The 20,988-nt window shown below is 69.1% G+C and carries 17 protein-coding genes and 2 tRNA genes; 8 read left to right on the top strand and 11 right to left on the bottom strand.

Going from position 1 to position 20,988, the window contains the following annotated elements:
• The first annotated feature begins 841 nt into the window (after positions 1–841).
• Positions 842–1,663, top strand: a complete 822-nt coding sequence (locus tag ACLQ2S_RS20320; protein WP_425702319.1) for a site-specific integrase — start codon at positions 842–844, stop codon at positions 1,661–1,663.
• Between the two features lie 62 nt (positions 1,664–1,725).
• On the opposite strand, the gene ACLQ2S_RS20325 is transcribed toward ACLQ2S_RS20320, so the two are convergent.
• From ACLQ2S_RS20325 to gyrB, 6 genes are all read right to left on the bottom strand, one after another.
• A tRNA-Ala gene (locus ACLQ2S_RS20325) sits at positions 1,726–1,801 on the bottom strand.
• Positions 1,802–1,839: 38 nt separating this feature from the next.
• Complete coding sequence (locus tag ACLQ2S_RS20330) at positions 1,840–1,968, bottom strand: DLW-39 family protein (RefSeq protein WP_230462884.1); 129 nt, start codon at positions 1,966–1,968, stop codon at positions 1,840–1,842.
• Positions 1,969–2,012: 44 nt separating this feature from the next.
• Positions 2,013–2,086 (bottom strand) — tRNA-Ile (locus ACLQ2S_RS20335).
• Between the two features lie 234 nt (positions 2,087–2,320).
• Positions 2,321–3,232 carry a DUF3566 domain-containing protein gene (locus tag ACLQ2S_RS20340; RefSeq protein WP_425702320.1) on the bottom strand — a complete coding sequence of 304 codons (912 nt, stop codon included), beginning with the start codon at positions 3,230–3,232 and terminating at the stop codon, positions 2,321–2,323.
• Positions 3,233–3,236: 4 nt separating this feature from the next.
• The gene (gene gyrA / locus ACLQ2S_RS20345) at positions 3,237–7,013 is read right to left on the bottom strand and encodes an intein-containing DNA gyrase subunit A (RefSeq protein ID WP_425702321.1); all 3,777 of its coding nucleotides are present in this window, start codon (positions 7,011–7,013) and stop codon (positions 3,237–3,239) included.
• A 133-nt stretch (positions 7,014–7,146) separates the two neighbouring features.
• A complete protein-coding gene (gene gyrB / locus ACLQ2S_RS20350; RefSeq protein ID WP_309223826.1) occupies positions 7,147–9,093 on the bottom strand; it encodes a DNA topoisomerase (ATP-hydrolyzing) subunit B in 1,947 nt (648 codons plus the stop codon).
• A gap of 538 nt (positions 9,094–9,631) precedes the next feature.
• On the opposite strand from gyrB, the gene ACLQ2S_RS20355 reads away from it, so the two are divergent.
• Positions 9,632–10,213, top strand: a complete 582-nt coding sequence (locus ACLQ2S_RS20355) for a hypothetical protein (protein ID WP_155221704.1) — start codon at positions 9,632–9,634, stop codon at positions 10,211–10,213.
• Positions 10,214–10,261: 48 nt separating this feature from the next.
• Here ACLQ2S_RS20355 and ACLQ2S_RS20360 read toward each other — a convergent pair whose 3' ends face one another.
• From ACLQ2S_RS20360 to dnaA, 5 genes are all read right to left on the bottom strand, one after another.
• Positions 10,262–10,798 (bottom strand): DciA family protein, encoded by a 537-nt coding sequence (locus ACLQ2S_RS20360; protein WP_309223830.1) that lies wholly within the window; start codon positions 10,796–10,798, stop codon positions 10,262–10,264.
• 154 nt (positions 10,799–10,952) lie between these two features.
• Complete coding sequence (gene recF / locus ACLQ2S_RS20365; RefSeq protein ID WP_425702322.1) at positions 10,953–12,086, bottom strand: DNA replication/repair protein RecF; 1,134 nt, start codon at positions 12,084–12,086, stop codon at positions 10,953–10,955.
• A 16-nt stretch (positions 12,087–12,102) separates the two neighbouring features.
• On the bottom strand, positions 12,103–12,975 hold the full coding sequence (gene gnd / locus ACLQ2S_RS20370; protein WP_155221703.1) for a phosphogluconate dehydrogenase (NAD(+)-dependent, decarboxylating): 873 nt from the start codon (positions 12,973–12,975) through the stop codon (positions 12,103–12,105).
• A gap of 40 nt (positions 12,976–13,015) precedes the next feature.
• Positions 13,016–14,149 (bottom strand): DNA polymerase III subunit beta, encoded by a 1,134-nt coding sequence (dnaN, locus tag ACLQ2S_RS20375; RefSeq protein ID WP_155221702.1) that lies wholly within the window; start codon positions 14,147–14,149, stop codon positions 13,016–13,018.
• 764 nt (positions 14,150–14,913) lie between these two features.
• Positions 14,914–16,980: a chromosomal replication initiator protein DnaA gene (gene dnaA, locus ACLQ2S_RS20380; RefSeq protein WP_425702323.1), complete on the bottom strand. Its 2,067-nt coding sequence runs from the start codon at positions 16,978–16,980 to the stop codon at positions 14,914–14,916.
• 359 nt (positions 16,981–17,339) lie between these two features.
• Here dnaA and rpmH point away from each other — a divergent pair, with 359 nt between their 5' ends.
• The 6 genes from rpmH (at position 17,340) to rsmG (ending at position 20,792) form a co-directional block, all read left to right on the top strand.
• Positions 17,340–17,477: a 50S ribosomal protein L34 gene (gene rpmH, locus ACLQ2S_RS20385; protein ID WP_013736606.1), complete on the top strand. Its 138-nt coding sequence runs from the start codon at positions 17,340–17,342 to the stop codon at positions 17,475–17,477.
• A 33-nt stretch (positions 17,478–17,510) separates the two neighbouring features.
• A complete protein-coding gene (gene rnpA, locus ACLQ2S_RS20390) occupies positions 17,511–17,927 on the top strand; it encodes a ribonuclease P protein component (protein ID WP_309223823.1) in 417 nt (138 codons plus the stop codon).
• Positions 17,924–18,211, top strand: coding sequence for a membrane protein insertion efficiency factor YidD (yidD, locus tag ACLQ2S_RS20395; RefSeq protein ID WP_155221700.1), 288 nt, complete (start codon positions 17,924–17,926; stop codon positions 18,209–18,211). Before rnpA ends, yidD begins: the two co-directional genes overlap by 4 nt.
• 3 nt (positions 18,212–18,214) lie before the next feature.
• Positions 18,215–19,201: a membrane protein insertase YidC gene (yidC, locus tag ACLQ2S_RS20400; protein WP_155221699.1), complete on the top strand. Its 987-nt coding sequence runs from the start codon at positions 18,215–18,217 to the stop codon at positions 19,199–19,201.
• 211 nt (positions 19,202–19,412) lie between these two features.
• Positions 19,413–20,000, top strand: a complete 588-nt coding sequence (locus tag ACLQ2S_RS20405) for a protein jag (RefSeq protein ID WP_309223822.1) — start codon at positions 19,413–19,415, stop codon at positions 19,998–20,000.
• Between the two features lie 3 nt (positions 20,001–20,003).
• Complete coding sequence (rsmG, locus tag ACLQ2S_RS20410) at positions 20,004–20,792, top strand: 16S rRNA (guanine(527)-N(7))-methyltransferase RsmG (RefSeq protein WP_425702324.1); 789 nt, start codon at positions 20,004–20,006, stop codon at positions 20,790–20,792.
• Positions 20,793–20,988: the final 196 nt, after the last annotated feature.

The following is a 20,988-nucleotide window of genomic DNA, read 5'->3' on the forward strand; positions in this document are numbered from 1 at the left end:
CCCGTGGTCAACCGGCACACCGACAAGCCCGCCGCACCTTCAACCGGACCTGACCAACCTCATCTCAAACACGCACTCAGGCATCACAGAGAATCTCTCTGATTAGATGGGCCACGTACAAGAGCGCCACCTCGTCCTCCGTGGCATCCCGTCTGCCGCCGACCCACACACCGTGGAGCGGGCCAGGGCCAGGGTGCCAAGGTCGTTCGTCCGGTAGGGCGCTCCACCTTGTCACCCTGGCCCTGGTCTGCTCGGCTTGCCTGGGTCGGCGGTGGACGGGATGGCATCCCCCAACCACTACCACCCACGACCGGAACCGTTCGGCAACTCCATCCTGGAGTCGTCTGGCCCCCGCCGGAGGCACAATCTCTGACCCCAACCCCGCCCCACCCTCCGCTCCCTCCCCCACCTTCACCTCTTCCCCACCTCGGACCCGTGAGCGGTCGGCGTGATTCCGTTCGGCAACTCGCCCGGCCCGGCTGTCGACCGGTCCGCGGTTCTCGTCGTGAGGCTGAATGCGTGACGTGAGGTAGGACGTTGTCGTCCTGGTCCCGGTCGACCTCCGGGACTCGTCACCGGTTCCCTTCACGGAACCAGTGGGTGACGCGCGGGGCGGGCGTGGGTTTCGGGCCGGCTGACTTACCGCCCCGCCGCCGAAGGCGGGCGGGGCGGCGGCTCCGTCAGGAGCCGGTTACCGCGCCCGGCCCGCGCCGCGCGGAGCGCGCTGGAAACCCGCAAGCGGGTCGAGTCGAACCTCCGGTGTCACCTCTACCCGGCATTCGGTGACCGTCCGCTGCGGGCAATCAACCTGACCTCGGTCTTGGAGTGGTTGACTCGCCGTTTGGCCGAAGGTACGCCGTCCACATCGCTCAAGCTCTACTTCGAGCTGCTCGACACGGTGCTCAACGCCGCCGTCACCGACAAAATCATCCCGGACAACCCCTGTGATGGCGTCAAGCTCTCCCAGGTGCTTCGGGGCTACTCTCGGGCACCGAAGTGGGTTCCCACCGAGCGTGAAGTTCTGGCGCTGCTCGACGTGGTACCGGCCCGCTACCGGGCGGCAATCTGGCTCGGCGCTGGCCAGGGCTACCGCCTCGGTGAAGCGCTCGGTGTGGAAGACGGTCCGCGCTGCATCGACCAGGAGCGCAGCGAGCTGCACGTCGCGCAGCAACTCCGGTACGCGCCTCGCCAGCATGACGGGTTCTATCTCAGCGAGCCCAAAGCTGGCTCCTCCGGCACCCTCGACCTGGATCCCGTCGTCGGCCAGGTCCTCGCCGAGCACGTCCGGGAGTTCCCGCCCGTCCCGGTCGAGCTGGTCGACCTCACCGCGGGCAGTCCAGTGCGTCGGTCGGTGCCGCTGCTGTTCACCACCACGCGCGGGAACCCGTTCACCGATCGGACCTGGTCGCGGGAGTGGGCCGACTGGCGTGCGGCTGCTGGCTGGCCGAAGGAGCACGGCACCTTCCACGCTCTGCGGCACTTCTTCGCCACGACGCTGATCACCAACCACGCCGAACCGCAGGAGGTACAGCGGATGCTGCGACACAAGACCCTGCGGATCACGCTGGAAACGTACGTCCATTGGTGGCCGAAGCGAGACCGGTCGCGCGGCATCGTCGGGAGCGTCCTGCGGTCGGCCCTCGCCAATCAAGATCACAACTGATCTGTACTGACGTTGTACTAGTCGATCAACTCAAGAGAGAAACCGCAGGTAGCGGGTGGTATTGGTGGAGCCCAGGGGACTCGAACCCCTAACCCCTGCCTTGCAAAGGCAGTGCTCTGCCAGTTGAGCTAGGGCCCCGTACCGGACGTTTCCGCCCTCAGGTCAGAAGGAAGCCGTCAGCGCAGGTCCGGCGAGGTGGTGGCCTCGTGCCAGAGGGCACGCTCGTCGTTGGCTTCCTTGACCTTCTTGGCCACCAATGCAGCCACTCCGACGACGCCGACCAGGATCAACAGCTTCTTGACCATCGGGGCTGCCCCTCACGCTCGACGTGCCGTCGGACCATGTGCGGTGGGGCTAGCTGGAATCGAACCAGCGACCTCAGAGTTATCAGCTCTGCGCTCTAACCGACTGAGCTATAGCCCCGCGTAGCGACGAGCAAGGTTAACCCATCCGCCCAGCGGCCCCCAAATCGGGGCCGGGCGCACCGGCCCTCGCGTCGCCCCTGAACCTACCCGAGTACCCGGTTCCGGTACATCGGGTTACGTCGGCCCGGCCGTCACCTACCGAAGGCCCGGCGGCATCCGGGCTGGCCGGAGCACCGAAAGACGCCGGCCACACCACCGGGTCGAGGTGGTGTGGCCGGCGTCTGAGATCAGGTCAGTCGCGCTCGGCGAGGGTCAGTTCGATGCCGCCCACCAGGTCCGCGCAGACGTTGTAGACGAACGCCCCGAGGGTGGCCAGCGCGGTGAACAGCACCACGTTGACCAGACCGATCAACGCCGAACTGAAGATCACACCACGTGCCGTGATCTGGAAGCCTTCGGTGCTCTGGCCGCCACCGGCGTTCACCAGGTCACCGAGGCTGTCGTTCACGCTGGTGAACACGCCCATCGCGTCCAGCGCCAGGTACAGCACCGAGGTCGCCACGACGATGACGATGAACAACACCACCGACACCGCGAAGGCGAACTTCATCACCGACCACGGGTCGATCCGCTTGAGGTTCAGCCGGGCCCGGCGCGGTCCGCGCGAGGCCGCAGAGCTGACCGAGGTACGCGCGGCGCGTACCGCCTCGCCGACCCGCGCGGCGCCCACCGCCGGGCTGACCCCCGGGGGCAGCCCACCGCCGTTGGCCGGGCGGCCGAGCCCGAACGGCCGGGTCGCGTCCGGCTTCGGACCGACCCCGGTGACCCTGGGCTGGGTGCCGGTCGTGCCGGTGCTGGCCGGAGGCAGGACGCCGGTGGTACCCACGGAGGGCTTGCCCGCCGGAGTCGCCGCCGGCTGAGCAGGAGACGGCTTGCCGACGGAGGCCGTGGTGACGTCCGGGGCGCTGCCACCCTCGGTCGCCTTCTCCTCGGCGGCGTCGCCCTCCGAGGCGTCTGTCGGCTTGTCGGGTGGCGGGGCCATACCGGGAGCCCGGGTGAACTTCGGGGCAGGCGCGTCGGCGGGGACTGTGGCCCGGCCTACGGCCGCGCGGCCGGTCGTTGGCGTGCCGTTCTGCGCGGCCTCCTCGTCGACCGGGTTGGCCGAGGTCCCCGTGTTCCCCGACTTCGCCTGTGTCTCCGTCATTCAACTAGTCCTGTTCGTCAGGCTCGTCGGCATTGCGAGCAATCGCCACGATAGTCACGCCATCCGGAAGGTCCATCAGCTTGACCCCCATTGTGTTCCGGTCACGCGTACGGCGTACAGGCTTCACCGGAGTCCGGATGACGCCACCGTTGCTGGTGATGGCGAACAGTTCGTCGTCCGGGTCGATCACGACAGCACCGACCAGACCACCGCGCCGCTCGGTGATCTTCGCAGTCAGCACACCCTTACCTCCCCGACCCTGCACCGGGTATTCCTCGATCGGAGTACGTTTCGCGTATCCACCGTTCGTGGCCACCAGAACGTCCAAACCCTCCCGGACGACCTCCATGGCCAACAGCTCGTCTTCCTCGCTGAAGCGCATCCCGATCACACCGGAGGTGGCCCGGCCCATCGGACGCAGGGCCTCGTCCGTGGCGTTGAACCGGATCGCCTGGGCGTTCTTGGAGACCAGCAGCAGGTCGTCGGTGGGGCCCGCGAGCGCAGCACCGACCAGCTCGTCCTCATCGCGCAGGTTGATCGCGATGATGCCGCCGGATCGGTTGGAGTCGAACTCCTCAAGCCGCGTCTTCTTCACCAGGCCGTTCTTCGTCGCCAGAACCAGGTAGGGCGCCACCTGGTAGTTCGGAATCTCGATGATCTGTGCGATCTGCTCGTCCGGTTGGAAGGCGAGCAGGTTGGCCACGTGCTGGCCCTTGGCCACCCTACTGGCCTCCGGAAGCTCGTACGCCTTGGCCCGGTACACCCGCCCCTTGTTCGTGAAGAACAGCATCCAGTCGTGCGTCGAGCAGACGAAGAAGTGGCTGACGATGTCGTCCTGACGCAGCGTGGCGCCGCTGACTCCCTTACCGCCCCGCCGCTGCGAACGGTAGAGATCGACCTTGGTCCGCTTGGCGTACCCGGTCCGGGTGATCGTGACGACCACGTCCTCGCGGGCGATGAGGTCCTCCATCGAGACCTCGCCGTCGAACGGGACGATCTTGGTGCGTCGCTCGTCGCCCCACTTGGCGACGATCTCGCCCAGCTCCTCCGAGACGATCCGACGCTGCCGCTCCGGCTTGGCCAGGATGTCCTTGAGGTCGGCGATCTCCAGCTCCAGCTTCGCCAGGTCGTCGAGGATCCGCTGCCGCTCCAACGCGGCGAGCCGACGCAGCTGCATGTCCAAGATCGCGGTGGCCTGGATCTCGTCGATCTCCAGCAGCCGGATCAGGCCCTGGCGGGCATCCTCCACCGTGGGTGAACGCCGGATCAGGGCGATCACCTCGTCGAGCGCGTCCAACGCCTTGGCCAGACCACGCAGGATGTGCGCCCGCTCCTCGGCCTTACGCAGCCGGAACGCCGTCCTCCGCCGGATCACCTCGATCTGGTGCTCGACGTAGTAGCGGATGAACTGCGCCAGGTTCAGCGTGCGCGGCACCCCGTCGACCAGCGCCAGCATGTTCGCACCGAAGGTCTCCTGGAGCTGCGTGTGCTTGTAGAGGTTGTTCAGCACCACCTTCGCGACCGCGTCGCGCTTGAGCACCAGCACGATCCGCATGCCGGTACGCCCGGAGGACTCGTCGCGGATGTCGGCGATGCCGCCGAGCTTGCCCTCCTTGATCAGCTCAGCGATCCGCTCGGCGAGGTTGTCCGGGTTGACCTGGTACGGCAGCTCGCTGACCACCAGCGCCGGCCGCCCGCGCTTGTCCTCCTCGACCTCGACCACGGCCCGCATCCGGATCGAGCCACGACCCGTGCGGTACGCGTCCTGGATGCCGGCCTGGCCGACGATCAGACCGTGGGTGGGGAAGTCCGGGCCCTTGACGATCTCCAGCAACGCTTCGAGGGTGCTGGCCTCGTCGGCCTCCGGGTTCTCCAGGCACCACTGCACCGCCGCGCCGATCTCCCGCAGGTTGTGCGGCGGGATCTTGGTGGCCATGCCGACCGCGATGCCCTCGGAGCCGTTGATCAGCAGGTTCGGGATCCGCGACGGCAGGATGGTGGGCTCCTTGGCCCGACCGTCGTAGTTGTCCTGCAGGTCGACGGTGTCCTCGTCGATGTCCCGCAGCATCTCCATGGCAAGCGGGTCGAGCTTGCACTCGGTGTTGTGGCTGACGAACCCGTCGGAGACGAACGAGTGGTCGTCCGTGTCGACCCGGATGCTGTAGACCGGCTGCACACCGGCGTCCGCGATCTCGGCCACCTCGGCGTAGTAGAAGCGCCCGTCGACGAGCGGCTCGACCACCTCGAGCACTTCGGTGTTGGTGATCCGCGCGGCGATCTCGTCGCGGTCCCGCTCCCACCGCTCGATCCGGTCCACGTTGTGCCGGCGCAACCAGTCCCGCTCGGTCCATCGGCTGGCGCCGTGTGCCCGGATGAAATCGCCGACCAGCGGCACGTGGTCGCTGGAGAGCGCGGTGCTGCTCGTCGGCACCGACTCCAGTTCCGACTCCAGCTTGGCCTGCTTGCGGCCGAGGAAGCCGACCTGGGCGGCAAAGATCCGCGCGTCGCGGCGGTTGGTGATGACGACCTTGATCTCACCGTTGTCGTACCGGCACTGCTTGCTGATCACGCCGAACTCCAGCAGCAACTGCTGGACCTCGCGGGCCAGCCGCTCGCTGCGGGTGGAGTAGCTGATCTGGATGGTGTTACGCGGCAGCAGCGAGGAGGAGCCGTCGCCCTCGAAAAGGGCCTGAAGGAAGGCCCGCTTGATCGCGGCCGGCCCCTGCCAGACGAACTCCGGCACGAACTTGCCGGCGCTCCGCGCCCCGACCAGCTCGCCGAGAGCCGTAGTCGCGAACTGCTGGATACTGGCGCGCACACGGTTCAGAGTCTTGCCCGACGGCATGACCTCCTCGCCGAACCAGCGCTTGCCCCCAACGGCCAGGTCGAAGGCAGCCACGACGCGGGTGAAGAACTGCCGGTCGGTGTTGGCGAACTCGACCCACTCATCCGAGATCCAGCCCTCGCTCACCAGGGCACCCGCGAGGACGGCGGCCTCGACGTGCTCCAGCATCGGGTAGCCGATCTCGTCCGGCACGCTGCGCTGAAGGACCACCCGGTCGCCGGGGGAGATCTCGGCGAGCAGCTTCCAGAGCAGGGTCGGCACGCCGGCCACGTCCACCAGGCAGAGCACCGGGTGGTTGTGGGTACCGGTCAGCTCGTACCCCTCGCGGGTGCGCAGCCGAAGCGTCGGGTGCTCGCCGGAGTGGAAGAACTTCGACGCCCGGACCAGGTCGCCGTTGCGGTCGCGGACCTTGAGGTCGATGTCGGTCTCACTGCTCGCCGCCGCGCCGGGCACCACCTGGTCGATCCGGACGCTACCAAGAGCAGTGCCAATCCGGACATTACCTGCCAGACAGTAACGCATCGCCGCAGCCGGATCATTTCCGGGCGAACCGAAGTTGCCGTTGCCGTCGACCAAGGGGTAGCGCAGCGACCAGGGCTGGGCCATCCGGACCAGGGCGTCGTAGATGGCCGAGTCGCCGTGCGGGTGGAACTGGCCCATCACGTCGCCGACGACCCGGGAGCACTTCACGTAGCCACGGTCGGGCCGGTAGCCCGAGTCGAACATGGCGTACAGGATCTTGCGGTGGACCGGCTTGAGCCCGTCCCGGACGTCCGGCAGCGCCCGCCCGACGATGACGCTCATCGCGTAGTCGAGGTAGGAGCGCTGCATCTCCACCTCGAGCCCGACGGGCTCGATCCGGTCGTGTGAGACGACGGCGGCCGGCGTCTCGGGGACCTCGGGCTCGTTGGGTGTGGACTCGGGGGAATCGGTCACTGTTAACCCTTATCAGACTGAGTGTCGCTTTTGCGCTGTGGATAACCGCTGTGGATACCGACCAAGCTGTGGATAACTCTGTGGACCGGGCAGCCGGGCCGGTGGTGGAGATCCGGTCCGGCCGCCCGGTCCGTCAGATGTCCAGGAACCTGACGTCCTTGGCGTTGCGCTGGATGAACGAGCGGCGCGCCTCGACGTCCTCGCCCATCAGCACGCTGAACAGCTCGTCGGCGGTGGCCGCGTCGTCCAGGGTGACCTGGCGCAGCGTACGGGTGGCCGGGTTCATCGTGGTCTCCCACAACTCCGGGTAGTTCATCTCGCCGAGACCCTTGAACCGCTGGATGTCGTCGGGCTTCGCGTTCGGCTTCTTCTGCTGACGCAGGGCGATCAGGCCGTCGCGCTCCCGGTCGGAGTACGCGTACTGCGCGTCATCGCCCTTCTTGTTCCACTTGATCTTGTAGAGCGGAGGGGCCGCGAGGTAGACGTGGCCCAGCTCGACCAACGGGCGCATGAAGCGGAACAGCAGGGTGAGCAGCAGGGTCTGGATGTGCTGACCGTCGACGTCGGCGTCGGCCATCAGCACGATCTTGTGGTACCGCAGCTTCTCGATGTCGAAGTCGTCGTGGATGCCGGTGCCCAGCGCGGTGATCAGCGCCTGGACCTCGTTGTTCTTCAGGACCCGGTCGATCCTGGCCTTCTCCACGTTGAGGATCTTGCCGCGGATCGGCAGGATCGCCTGGGTACGCGGATCCCGCCCCTGCTTGGCCGAACCACCTGCCGAGTCGCCCTCGACGATGAACACCTCGGACTCGCGCGGGTCGGTGGACTGGCAGTCGGCCAGCTTGCCCGGCATCGAGCCGGACTCCAGCAGCGACTTGCGCCGAGCCAGCTTGCGCGCCTGCTGGGCGGCGATCCGGGCGCGGGCCGCCTGGGAGGCCTTGGTGATGATGATCTTCGCCTCGGCCGGGTTGCGGTCCAGCCAGTCGACCAGCCACTCGTTGCAGACCCGCTGGACGAAGCTCTTCACCGGCGTGTTGCCCAGCTTGGTCTTGGTCTGACCCTCGAACTGCGGGTTGGTCAGCTTGACCGAGATGATCGAGGCCAGGCCCTCCCGGATGTCCTCGCCGGAGAGCTTCTCGTCTCCCTTGAGCAGCTTCTTCTCCGCGCCGTACCGGTTGACGACCGAGGTCAACGCGGCCCGGAAGCCCTCCTCGTGGGTGCCGCCCTCGTGCGTGTTGATGTTGTTGGCGAAGGTGTAGACCGACTCGCCGTAGGACTCGTTCCACTGCATGGCGATCTCGACCGCCATGCCCTCCTCCTCGGCACCGAACTCGATCACGGTCTTGTGGATCGGCGTCTTCGAGGCGTTGAGGTGACGGACGAAGTCGGCGATCCCACCGTCGTACTTGAAGGTGACCTCGCGAAGCTTGCCCTCCTCGCCCTCGGCGACCCGCTCGTCGAGCAGGTGGATGGTGAGGCCACGGGTGAGGAAGGCCATCTCCTGGAGCCGGCGGTAGATCGTCTGCAGGTCGAAGTCGACCGTCTCGAAGACGTCCGGGTCCGGCCAGAAGGAGACCGCCGAGCCGGTACGGTCCGTCGGCTCGCCCTTCTCCAGGGCGGTCGGCTTGGAGTGGTGGTACTGCTGTCGCCAGACGAAGCCGTCCTTGTGGATCTCCACCGCCATTTTCGTGGAGAGGGCGTTGACCACGCTGACGCCGACGCCGTGCAGGCCGCCGGAGACGGCGTACGCCTTGCCGTCGAACTTGCCGCCCGCGTGCAGGACGGTCAGCGCCACCTCGACGCCCGGCTTCTTGAGCTTGGGATGCAGGTCGACCGGGAAGCCCCGGCCGTTGTCGGTGACCCGGACGCCGCCGTCGGCGAGCAGCACCACGTCGATGGTGTCGCAGTGGCCGGCCAGCGCCTCGTCCACCGCGTTGTCGACGACCTCCCACACGAGGTGGTGCAGACCGCGTTCGCCGGTCGAACCGATGTACATGCCGGGCCGCTTGCGGACCGCCTCCAGACCTTCGAGGACGGTGATCGACTCGGCGCCGTACTGCTGATTGTCCTGCGCTGCCACCCTCGGCCACTTTCTCGCGACCGGCGCGCCCTCAGGGCACGTCGGTCGCGGGTTCGGCGGACAGACGCGACGTCGGCACGCGGACCGGCACCGGGGACAATTCCGGGGTACGGGTCGAACGCGCCGGTCGCCGCGGTTGCCCGCGGATCGCGATCGGCTCGACCCGAGTCGGACGGATGATCGTGAGCCCGCACCGGACCCGCGACCCGTCACTCCGCACCGGGTCTTCGTCTCACGCCAATCTTACTGTGCGCGGGCGATAGAACCACCACTCGGCACCCCATCGCAGCGGCTCAGATCTCCGTAGCGGCCCGAATCGCGCTGTCCGCGACTCCCCCTACACGCCAGGGCATGCGCAACGGATCTGTCGCGCGACGGCGCTGCCGGGACTCGCCGGGAGAGGTGGGCGGTACCGGTGGGTACGACCCGGGACGGGCGATCCGTGACCCTCCGGTTGCCGCAGCGGCCTTGATCTTTCAACGTTGGAACCGGACGATCGACCCGATCCACTCGCCCGTGCCTTGAGAGGTGACACCAGATGGGGCTGGACAACGTCGCGGTTCAGTGGCCGCGGACCGGCCGCTTCTACGACCCGGTCGCACCGGCCGAGTTCGTCGATTTCGGCGACATCGTCGAGGTCAAGGGGATCTCGGCGCCGACCGCCGCGCTCGCTGAGCTGATCGCGAAGACAGGCACGGTCCGAGCCACCGCGTACACAGAGGTGGTGGATCTGATCCTCGGACTCGACGGTGTGCTCTACGCCACAGACGCCGCGGCCGAGGACGAGGATCCGGTGATCGATCCGGACGGCTGCGGCTGGATCGCCGGCGGCATCGAACGCTTCGTCGCCGCACACCGGCCGCACGGTGAGGCGGTCACCTTCGAGTCGGTGGGTACCGTGCTGCGTTCGCTGCTGGCTGACGGACGCCTGGCCGAGCAGCAGCTCCGGTGGCTGGACAGCCGGCTGGACGCGCTGCGCGACGACAGCGGCGCCGCCCCGCAGTGGACCTTCACCTGCGCGGAGCTGAGCGTGCTGGCCGCCTTCTACCGGCGGTGCGCCGACAACGGGTTCGCCGTCTACGCGGAGTCGGCGGCACCCCGCCGCGCGGCCCAGACCTAGCCCGCCACGGCGACGGACGTCGCGGCCCGGCCAGCGGGCCGCGACCGGTCAGCCGTAGGTGTCGCGCGGGCCCCGGCCGCGTACCCGGCGTGGACCACGTGACCAGGACGGGGCAGCCGGGCCGTGGATGTGCAGTTTGCGGACCACGTTGTGGCCCACCTCGCGGGCGATCTGCTGCAACAGCGAACCGGCGAGCAGGCGTAGCTGGGTCGCCCAGGCGGTGGACCGCGCCTCGACGGTCAGTTCGCCGTTTTCCAGCTTGACCGGTCGGCTGTGCTGGGCGACCTCCGAGCCGACCACCCGTTCCCAGGCGCCGAACACGGTGGCCTCGGCGGCTGGCTGCTGCCAACCACGGGCCTTCACCAGCCGGTTGAGCACCGCGCCGAGGGGTTGCGGGTCGCGGGGGTCCGGCCCGGGGCCGGAGTAGCCGCGCAACCGGCGCTCGCCGTCGCCTCCGCCGGTCGCGGTGCGGCGGCGGGGACGACCGGCGGCTTCCCGCCGCGCCTTCGCCGCGTCCAGCACCGCGCGTGCCAGCTGCGGGCCGGAGACGTCGTCCGGAACGCTGTCGCCGGACACCGCCGGCACCGCTGCGGCGGCCGACTCCGCCGGGTGTCCGGTGGACCGGTCGGCTCGGCCGCCGTCGCCGGTGCCGCTCCCGGCGGCGGTACGCACACCGCGCCCCCGGGGAAGGTCACGCGACTGGCCCGGGGGCGTGCTGTCCGGGTTCGGCTGTGGTGGCTCAGTCGACACGACGCACCGTCCCCTCCGTCACCTCGTACCGGGTGCCACGCAGGGTGACCGGCACGTCGTCGGCGACCGCACAGGTCACCAGGAGTTGACTGGCCCCGCCCACCAGCTCGGCGAGCCGGTCCCGGCGGCCGGCGTCCAGTTCGGCGAAGACGTCGTCGAGCACCAGGACCGGTTCGATGCCGTCGTTGCGCAGCAGGTCGTAGCCGGCCAGCCGGAGCGCGAGTGCGTACGACCACGATTCGCCGTGGCTGGCGTAGCCCTTGGCGGGCAGTGGGCCGAGGGTGAGGGTCAACTCGTCGCGGTGCGGGCCGACCAGGGTGGTGCCGCGTTCGATCTCGGCGGAGCGGGACTCCGCCAGTGCGGTGGTGAGCGCTGCGGCGAGGGCTTCGCGGTCGGTGGTGGGCTCGGGCAGGTCCACCGACGGCCGGTAGGCGATCCCTGCCGCGCCACGGCCCGCTGCCACCGCGTCGTACGCCTTGGTCACGTGCGGCGCCAGGGCGGCGACGAGTTCCAGCCGCCCGGCGAGCAGTTCGGCACCGTGCTGGGCCAGGTGGGTGTCCCAGACGGCGAGGGTGGACAGGTCCCCGCCCCGGGATCCGCCGGTCTTGCGGGCCAGGTAGGCGGTGCGGAGCAGGGCGTTGCGTTGCTTGACCACCCGCTCGTAGTCGGCGCGTACCCCGGCGTAGCGGGGTTGCCGCAGCACCAACAGGTCGTCGAGATAGCGGCGGCGTTCGGCGGGGTCGCCCCGGACCAGTTCGAGGTCCTCCGGGGCGAATAGCACCAACCGCAGCGCGCCCAGCACGTCCCGCGCCCGGCGGGCCGGGGACCGGCCGAGGCGCGCCCGGTTGGCCTTGCCGGGGACGATCTCCAGCTCGACCAGAAGTTCCCGGCCGTCGTGCACCATCGCGCAGCGGATCACTGCGGCGGTGGCCCCCATCCGCACCAGTGGGGCGTCGGTGGCGGCCCGGTGGGAGTCGAGGGTCGCGACGTAGCCGAGCGCTTCGACCAGGTTGGTCTTGCCGACGCCGTTGGCACCGATCAGGACGTTCGGACCCGGTTCGAGGTCGATGCCGATCCGCTCGTAGGAGCGGAAGTCGACCAGTTCGAGCCGGCGTACGTACACGGGGTCGCGGTGCCGCTCAGGGCTTGCGTACGGCGTGTCCGCCGAACTGCTGTCGGAGTGCGGAGACGGCCTTGAGCGCCGGGGAGTCGTCCTGCCGGGAGGAGAACCGGGCGAACAGCGCGGCGGTGATGACGTTGAGCGGCACGGCGAGACGGACCGCTTCGTCCACCGTCCAGCGCCCCTCACCGGTGTCCTCGGTGTAGTCGCTGAGCTGGGTCAGCTCGGGGTCTTCGTCGAGCGCCCGGTCGAGCAGGTCCAGCAGCCAGGAGCGGACCACGGTGCCCTCCCGCCAGGACTTGATCACGCCCGGCACGTTGGTCACCAGTTCGGAGGCGGCCATCAGCTCGTAGCCCTCGGCGTAGGCGTGCATCAGGCCGTACTCGATGCCGTTGTGCACCATCTTGGCGTAGTGACCGGCACCGACGGGGCCGGCGTGCACGAAGCCGTAATCGCCCTCGGGCTTGAGCGCGTCGAAGATCGGCATGAGCCGGTCGACGTGTTCCTGCGCGCCGCCGACCATCAGGCCGTAGCCGTTCTGTCGGCCCCACACCCCGCCGGAGACACCCACGTCGACGTAGCCGATGCCGCGTTCGTGCAGCCGCTCCGCCCGTGGGGCGTCCTCGCTGAACCGCGAGTTGCCGCCGTCGATGATGAGGTCGCCCGCGGAGAGCACGGCGGCCAACTCGTCGATGGTGGCGTCGGTGACGGTGGCGGGCACCATCACCCACACCGCCCGGGGTGCGTCCAGCTTCTCGGCCAGCTCAGCCATGCTGGCGACGTCGCTGCGCTCCAGGTTGTGGTCCAGACCGACCACCTCGTGACCGGCGGCGCGCAACCGTTCGCGCATGTTGCCGCCCATCCGGCCGAGTCCTACCAGGCCGAGCTGCATCTCTGGTGACCTTTCGTGGGTACGGCTGTGCTCTGCCGACTCAGCGGGACACGCGGATCGGCATGATGAGGTACCGGTACCCACCAATGAGCTCGCCATCCTCGCCGGCGGGGGAAATAACCGCCGGTTTGAAGGCGTCGACGAAGTGCAGGACGGCGAACTGGGTGCCGAGGTTGGCCAGCCCGTCGATGAGGTACTGCGGGTTGAACCCGATGGTCAGCGGCTCGCCGGTGAAGGTGGCCTCCATGGCCTCGCTGGCCCGGGCCTCCTCGGTCCCGCCGGCCTCCACCACCAACCCGTCGGCGCTGAAGCTCAGCAGCACGGGCGTGGCGCGCTCGGCGACCAGGGCGACCCGCTTGACCACCTCGATGAGGGTGCTGACCGGCACCTGCGCCTCGGCGTTGTGGCTGGCCGGGAAGAGCGAACGGACCGGCGGGTAGTTGGCGCCGTCGAGCAGGCGGCTGGTGGTGCGTCGGGTGCCACCGGAGAAGCCGATCATGCCCTCGCCGGCGGCGCCCTGGGACAGCGCCAGCACGACCTGGCCGCCGAGCGGGCCCAGGGTCTTGGCGGTGTCGTTGAGCGTCCGGGCGGGGACCAGCGCGTTCAGGCTGATCTCCGGGTCGTCGGGGTTCCACTCCATCTCGCGCAGGGCCAACCGGTACCGGTCGGTGGCGAGCATGGCCAGGTTGCCGCCGGAGAGTTCGATGCGTACCCCGGTCATCATCGGCAGCGTCTCGTCGCGGCTGGCCGCGACCGCCACCTGTGCCACCGCTGCGGCGAACGCAGCCGCGTCGACCGTGCCGGCGCTGGCCGGCATCTCGGGCAGGGTGGGGTAGTCCTCCACCGGCATGGTGGGCAGGGTGAACCGGGCGCTGCCGCAGACCAGTTCGAGATGCGCCCCCACTGCGGCGATGTCGACGGGCTTGGCGGGCAACGCCTTGGTGATCTCGGCGAGCAGCCGCCCGGAGACCAGCGCGGCGCCGTCGGCGTCGCCCTGCACCTCCACGGTGACCTGGCTGCTGACCTCGTAGTCGAAGCCGGACACCTGCAGGCTGCCGTCGGTGACGCGCAACAGCACCCCGGCCAACACCGGTACGGACGGCCGGTTGGGCAGGCTCTTCGCGGTCCAGGCCACGGCCTCGGCGAGCGCGTCGCGCTCCACTCGGAACTTCATCAATGCCTCCGCGTCGACGTCGACGTCGTCAACTCTCTCATGCCGGACGCTGCCCACCGACCCGCCTGGCGTGGGGGTACCCATCGCACCTTAGGGCGCGAGCGTATCGGCTGTGTGCCCGACCCCGTGGATCGCGTCGCTGCTGACGGGTCTGTCCCGGCAGCTGTCGACCAATCCACAGGAAGTCCAACGGTGATGATTGGTTTTTGTTCTTTCAGAAGAGATAACTCATCGTCTTCATCGCACCTGTGCAAACTGTGGAGAACCAGAGTATGGGCAGGTCAGACCGGTTATCCACCGGTGGGTTCGCTGTGGATGAGCTGGGGTAAAACCCCGTCGCCGATCCACAGGCGGTTCTCGTGCACACGGTTGTCCACCGTCGTCCACCGGTTGTCCACCGGTTATCCACCGACTTTCTCCCCAGACCTGTGGATTACCGAGGGCCGTTCGTCCGCCGTCATCCCCAGAACCTTCAACAGCTTTCCCACAGGCCACCTCCGATCGGTGGACAACGTCGATGGTTGTCCCCAGGCGTCCACAGCGGTCCACAGCGTTGTCCCCAGGGTTTCTCCACAGCCTGTGGGTAACCGGGTGTTGACGCAAGGTGTTCATCCACCGTCGGTGGACAAGGAGCTGTGGACAACGAGTGGAGGGCGTTGTGGACACGCCTTCGATGGTGTGGCCTAAACCTCGTTGAGAGTCAACCAACGGGTACGCGAAAAGGGCCCCACCGTGACCGGTCGGACCCTCGTCGTGATCGTGCGTCAGGTGTTCTGCTTGATCCGGTTGGTCAGCTCGGCGATCTGGTTGTAGAGGGAGCGCCGTTCGGCCATCTGTTGGCGGATCTTGCGGTCGGCGTGCATCACGGTGGTGTGGTCCCGCCCACCGAAGGCCTGGCCGATCCGGGGCAGCGACAGGTCGGTCAGCTCACGACACAGGTACATGGCGACCTGGCGGGCGTTCACGAGCACCCGGGAGCGGGAGTGCCCCCGCAGGTCCTCCAGACTCACCCCGAAGTAGTCGGCGGTGGAGACCATGATTTGGTCTGCGGTGATCTCCGGGCCGGCGCCGTCGGGGATGAAGTCCCGCAGCACCTCCTCGGCCAGCGACAGCTCCACGTTCGAGCGGGTCAGGCTGGCGAACGCGGTGACCCGGATCAGCGCCCCCTCCAGCTCCCGGATCGAGTTCGACACCCGGGAGGCGATGAACTCCAGCACGTCCGGCGGCGCGAAGAGCCGTTCCTGCGCCGCCTTCTTCTGCAGGATGGCGATCCGCGTCTCCAGGTCCGGTGGCTGGATGTCGGCGAGCAGGCCCCACTCGAACCGAGTTCGCAGCCGGTCCTCCAGGGTGGCCAGCTGCTTCGGCGAGCGGTCGGAGGTGATCACGATCTGCTTGTTGGCGTTGTGCAGCGTGTTGAAGGTGTGGAAGAACTCCTCCTGGGTCCGCTCGCGGTTCTCCAGGAACTGGATGTCGTCGATCAGCAGGATGTCGACGTCGCGGTAGCGGCGCTGGAAGGCACTGGTCTTGTCGTCCCGCAGCGAGTTGATGAAGTCGTTGGTGAACTCCTCGGTCGAGACGTACCGGACCGAGCGGGCGTTGCCCAACGTGGTGGCGTAGTGGCCGATGGCGTGCAGCAGATGGGTCTTGCCCAGTCCGGAGCTGCCGTAGATGAACAGCGGGTTGTACGCCTTAGCCGGAGACTCGGCCACCGCCACCGACGCGGCGTGCGCGAACCGGTTGGACGAGCCGATGACGAACGTCTCGAACATGTACTTCGGGTTGAGCCGGTTGCCGCCGCTGTCCGCGCCGGTCGGTAGCCGCCGGTCGTCCCGACCGACCGGCCGCTGATCCGGGCCGCTGCGACCGGGTCCACTGTCGGTGACCCCGTCGGTCGGCATCGCGCGGATCACATGCTGGTCGCGGGGGGAGATGCCCGGATCGTCGCCGTAGCGGGACGCGAAGCCGCGTGGGCCGGTCGGCGGAGGGGGCAGGTGGCCGGTCTGATCGGTGAAGTCGGACCGCTCCTGTGGTCGTCGTCCCGGGTTCTCCGTCGGCCGGACGGGCTCGCCGAATCCGGCGCCGAAGAGAGTGTCCTGGCCGTCGGGGGCAGCGGGGCCGGTACGCGGGCCGTTCTCGCCGGACGGCTCGTCCGGCGGCGATCGGTCGAAACGTCCCGGATGCGGCTGCTCGGGGATCAGTGGGAGCTGCCGTCCACCCTCGGGTCCGGAACCGCCGCCGTCGACCTCGCCGGATCCATGGTCCACCGAGTCCGACTCCGGGGTGCTGCGGTAGACGGTGCCGGTGCTCCGCCCGTCCTCGGGAACCCGGACGGTGACGGCGACCTGGATCGGCCGGCCGAGTCGGCGGGTGAGCGCCTCGGTTATGGCCGGGCGTAGCCGGGACTCGATCACGTCCCGGGTGAAGGCGTCCGGCACGGAGAGCAGGACGGTATCCTCGACGATCGCCCGGAGCCGGGTCAGCCGCAGGTACGCCCGCTGCTGCGCGGAAATGATCTCGTCGGCGAGTTCGTCGGTCGTCGCCGTCCACACCGCGGCAAGGTCGGTCGTACCGGCCACCGTCGTGCCACCCCCTCGCCTCTGCTCCCGGACGCCGCCGTCTCCCGGTGGCCCGTACCGGCGGGCGAGATGACGCCACCCACCCGCCGCCGCACCGGTCGTTCTCCACAAGTTATCCACAGCCTGTGTACCGACCGATTGTGGCCGCCCGCCGGGCGCGGGTCGGACCTGCCCCCTGCCGTGGCCGGGCACTGGAGCGGGGTTCACCGTGCCGAACGATTCACTACCGTGTCCGGTCTTGCCTGCCGGCGACATCGGCGCAACTCCGACGCTGACCGCAATCGGGCACGGTAACAGCGTTGTCGTCGCGTCTTCAACCGCCGACGCACCTCGCTCCTGTCGGCATCCGTGAAAAGCACCGCATCGGTCGCCCTCCGCCGCAGCTCACCACCGTAGGCGGTCGGTTTGACGGTGATTGCCCCCCGACTTAGGCTGGAGCGGCTGCTCTCACGCCCTCTGCTAGGGTGATGGGTGCTCGCTGCCTGCGGTCGCTCAGCGCGGAACTGAGGTAACGCACCGTCGGGCAGCACCGATCAGGGCCACCGCCACGGCGGCCCGGACCACCACGACCCGGCGATCCACTCGGCCGGGCGTTCGACAACGGAGAGCCTGACGTGAGCAAGCGCACCTACCAGCCGAACAACCGCCGGCGCGCGAAGACCCACGGCTTCCGGCTGCGCATGCGCACCCGGGCCGGCCGCGCCATCATCTCGACCCGTCGCGCCAAGGGCCGCGCCCGCCTGTCGGCCTGAGGCCGAGCAGGTCCGCTCCGGAGGACGTGGCTCGTGCTCGCGGCCGCTCACCGACTGCGGCGCAGCAGCGACTTCGCCGCAGCGGTTCGTGGTGGCCGTCGAGCCGGACGTGGCGCACTGGTCGTCCATCTGACCGTGCCGGCCACAGCCGGATCCGACAACGCAGCGCCGAAACCGGCGCGGGACGGTGTGGAGACAGAATCCCCGCCGGTTTCCCGCGCCGGTTTCGTGGTTTCCAAGGCGGTCGGGCCAGCGGTGGTGCGAAACCGGGTCCGCCGTCGGCTTCGGCATCTGACCCGGGAACGCCTCGCCGACCTGCCGGCTGGCAGCACCCTCGTCGTACGCGCCCTGCCGGCTGCGGCCGAGGCCACGTACCAACGGCTCGGCGCCGACCTGGATGCGGCGCTCGCCGCCGCCCGGTCCGGCCGAGGAGGGCGGCGGTCCCGATGAGCACAGAGCAGAGGGCGCCGCGCCCGGCTACCTCGGGTGCCCGGGTGCTGACCCTCCCCATCATCGCGTACCGTCGGTGGATAAGTCCGGCGTTGCCGGCCCGCTGTCGGTTCTACCCGTCGTGCAGCGCCTACGCCCTGGAGGCGGTGTCCCGCCATGGCGCGCTCCGGGGAGCCGGTCTGACGGTCCGGCGACTGTCGCGCTGCCACCCATTCCATCCTGGTGGATACGACCCGGTCCCGGAGCCGGGCGGCCGCCGACCTGCCGACGTGACTGGAGCCTGAGAATTGAGTCTCGACTGGATCTACTACGCGATCTCGTGGATCCTGCTGGCCTGGCATTCGGCCTGGGACGCCATCGGCATTCCGGACACGGCGGTCCTCGGCACCAACTGGGCCTGGATCCTGGCCATCGTCTTCCTGGTGGTCACGGTCCGGGTCATCCTGTTCCCGGTCTTCGTCAAGCAGATCAAGTCGCAGCGGGCGATGCAGGCGCTCCAGCCGCAGGTGAAAGCCCTTCAGGAGAAGCACAAGGGTGACCGGGAGACGCTCCAGAAGGAGATGATGGAGCTCTATCGGAAGGAAAAGGCCAACCCGCTCATGGGCTGCCTTCCGATGTTCCTCCAGATCCCGGTCTTCCTCGGCCTCTTCCACGTCCTGCGTCGCCTGAACCCGGACCCGACGAAGACCAACAAGGACATCTACGGCTGGACCGTCGAGCAGTTCAACAGCGCCTCTGACGCGACGTTGTTCACCGCCCCGATCGCCAGCAAGTTCGGCTCGACCGCGGAGGAACTGGCGCAGCTCGGCGCCAACGGCACCGTCGTGAAGATCATGGCCGGTGTCCTGGTGCTGGTGATGATGGGTACCACCTACCTCACCAGCCGCCAGATGATCCTCAAGACCGGTTGGTCGGAGGACCCGCAGCAGCGCATGATCCAGCGGCTGATGCTCTACGGCATCCCGCTGTCCCTGCTGATCTCCGGTGCCATCTTCCCGATCGGTGTGATCATCTACTGGGTCACCAACAACCTGTTCACCCTCGGGCAGCAGCAGTGGGTGCTGCGCAAGTTCCCGCCGCCGGTGACCGCGACCAGTGGAAAGTCGGGCACCTCCGCGCGTAACGGGGCGCAGCCGAAGACCGGTGGGCTCTTCGGTCGGGGCAAGCCCGCTGCCGCGCCGCCGCCTGCGGCCGCGCCGAAGGTCGCCGGCCCGAAGCCGGGTGCCAAGCCGGTCAACCCGAAGAAGGGCCGCCCCGCCAAGCGGCAGGGCTGAATCGTCCGGGCCGCCGCCGGTTTCCCGGCGGCGGCCCGTTGCGCGCCGTGCCGCCGCCGAGAGGCAGGCGCCGGAGCGGGAAGCGCCACGCGTGCGGTGGCGGACGGGCGAGACTGCCCTACAGACGTGCCCGTGGGCACCGGCTACGTCCGGCCGGCCGCGGGAAACCAGCGGACCCGAGGTCCAGCCGAGCGAGTACGGAGATGACACCGTGACCGACACCAGCATCCCCCGCGCCGAACAGCCGTTGGACGACGAGGAGCCGACCGCGGCGGCTCCGGCCGTGGACGAGCCGGAGGAGTCCGAGGCCGAGGCGGCGCCGAGCAAGGTTGCCGGCGAGAACGACCTGTTCCGGCAGAGCGAGATCGCGGCCGACTACGTGGAAGGGCTGCTCGACATCCTCGACTACGACGGCGACATCGACGAACTGGTGTCGGGTGGCCGGCCGGTGGTCGAGGTCGTCGGCGGGCGTCTCCAGAACCTCGTCGGCCAGCGTGGTGCCACCCTCGAAGCACTTCAGGAACTCGCCCGGCTGGCGGTGTTCCGGCAGACCGGTTCGCCGAGCCGTCTCCTGCTCGACGTGGGGGGATACCGGGCCAACCGGCGCAAGGAACTGGCGGCGGTGGCCCGCAACGCCGTGGAGAAGGTCAAGGAGCACGGCGAGCCGGTGCGGCTGGAGCCGATGTCCGCCTTCGAGCGTAAGTGCGTCCACGACGTCGTCAACGCGATCGACGGAGTGGAGAGCGAGTCCGAGGGCGTCGAGCCCAACCGCCGTATCGTCGTCCGTCCCGTGGACTGACGGGTGACTCCAGACGACGCCAGCGGCGTGGCCGCGTCCGGCCCGGGTGGTACGCCACCCGGGCCGCCGGCTGTTCCGCCTCAGCCCGGCGTGGCGGTGCTGCCGCCCACCCTGGCCGAGGCAGCTCGTCGCCTCTTCGGTGAGCGCCTCGACCTCGCGGCCGCCTACGCCGAACTACTCGCCACCGACGGGGTGGTACGCGGGCTGATCGGCCCCCGCGAGGCACCCCGGATCTGGGACCGCCACCTGTTGAACTGCGCGGCGGTGGCCGAACTGATCCCGCCGGGCGCTTCCGTGCTGGATGTGGGATCAGGTGCCGGGCTTCCCGGTCTGGTACTGGCCATCGCCCGGCCCGATCTGTCGGTGACGCTCATCGAGCCGTTGGCCCGCCGGACCCTCTTCCTTGAGGAGACGGTGGAGGCGCTCGGGCTGACCTACTCCGTACGCGTGTTGCGCGGCAGAGCCGAAGAGGTGGCGGCGGGGCCGGATGCCGTGGCCGGTGACGTGGTCACCGCCCGGGCGGTGGCACCGCTGGACCGACTCTCCGGCTGGTGTCTGCCCCTGGCCGTGCCCGGCGGTCGACTGCTCGCCCTGAAGGGTGCGTCGGCGGCGGACGAGATCACCGAGCACGCCGAGGCGGTGCGTCGTCTCGGCGGCGGCACCCCGGTGCTGCACCGGTGTGGTGAAGGGATCGTGGAGCCGGCGACCATCGTGGTCGAGATCGTCCGGGAGCGGGTCGTCGGCCCGAGATCCGGTACGCCGTCGAAGAAGTCACGGTCGCGGCGGCGGTGAGTCGGGGCGTACGCCCGGGGGTGTGAAAGCCGGTCGGCCCGACCTGGCTACCTGGGCTTCCCGGGAGTACCGGAAGGCCCCGCGCGCGAGTTCGGGGTGATGGTCCACGCGTGATGCGGTCGGCAGGTTACGAACCCGACATGGACCGGCCGCGCCCATCCGCCGTAGGCTGACCGCGCGTCGATAGTGTGGAGCG

The sequence above is a fragment of the Micromonospora sp. DT48 genome (assembly GCF_049844495.1).
Lineage (GTDB): Bacteria > Actinomycetota > Actinomycetes > Mycobacteriales > Micromonosporaceae > Micromonospora.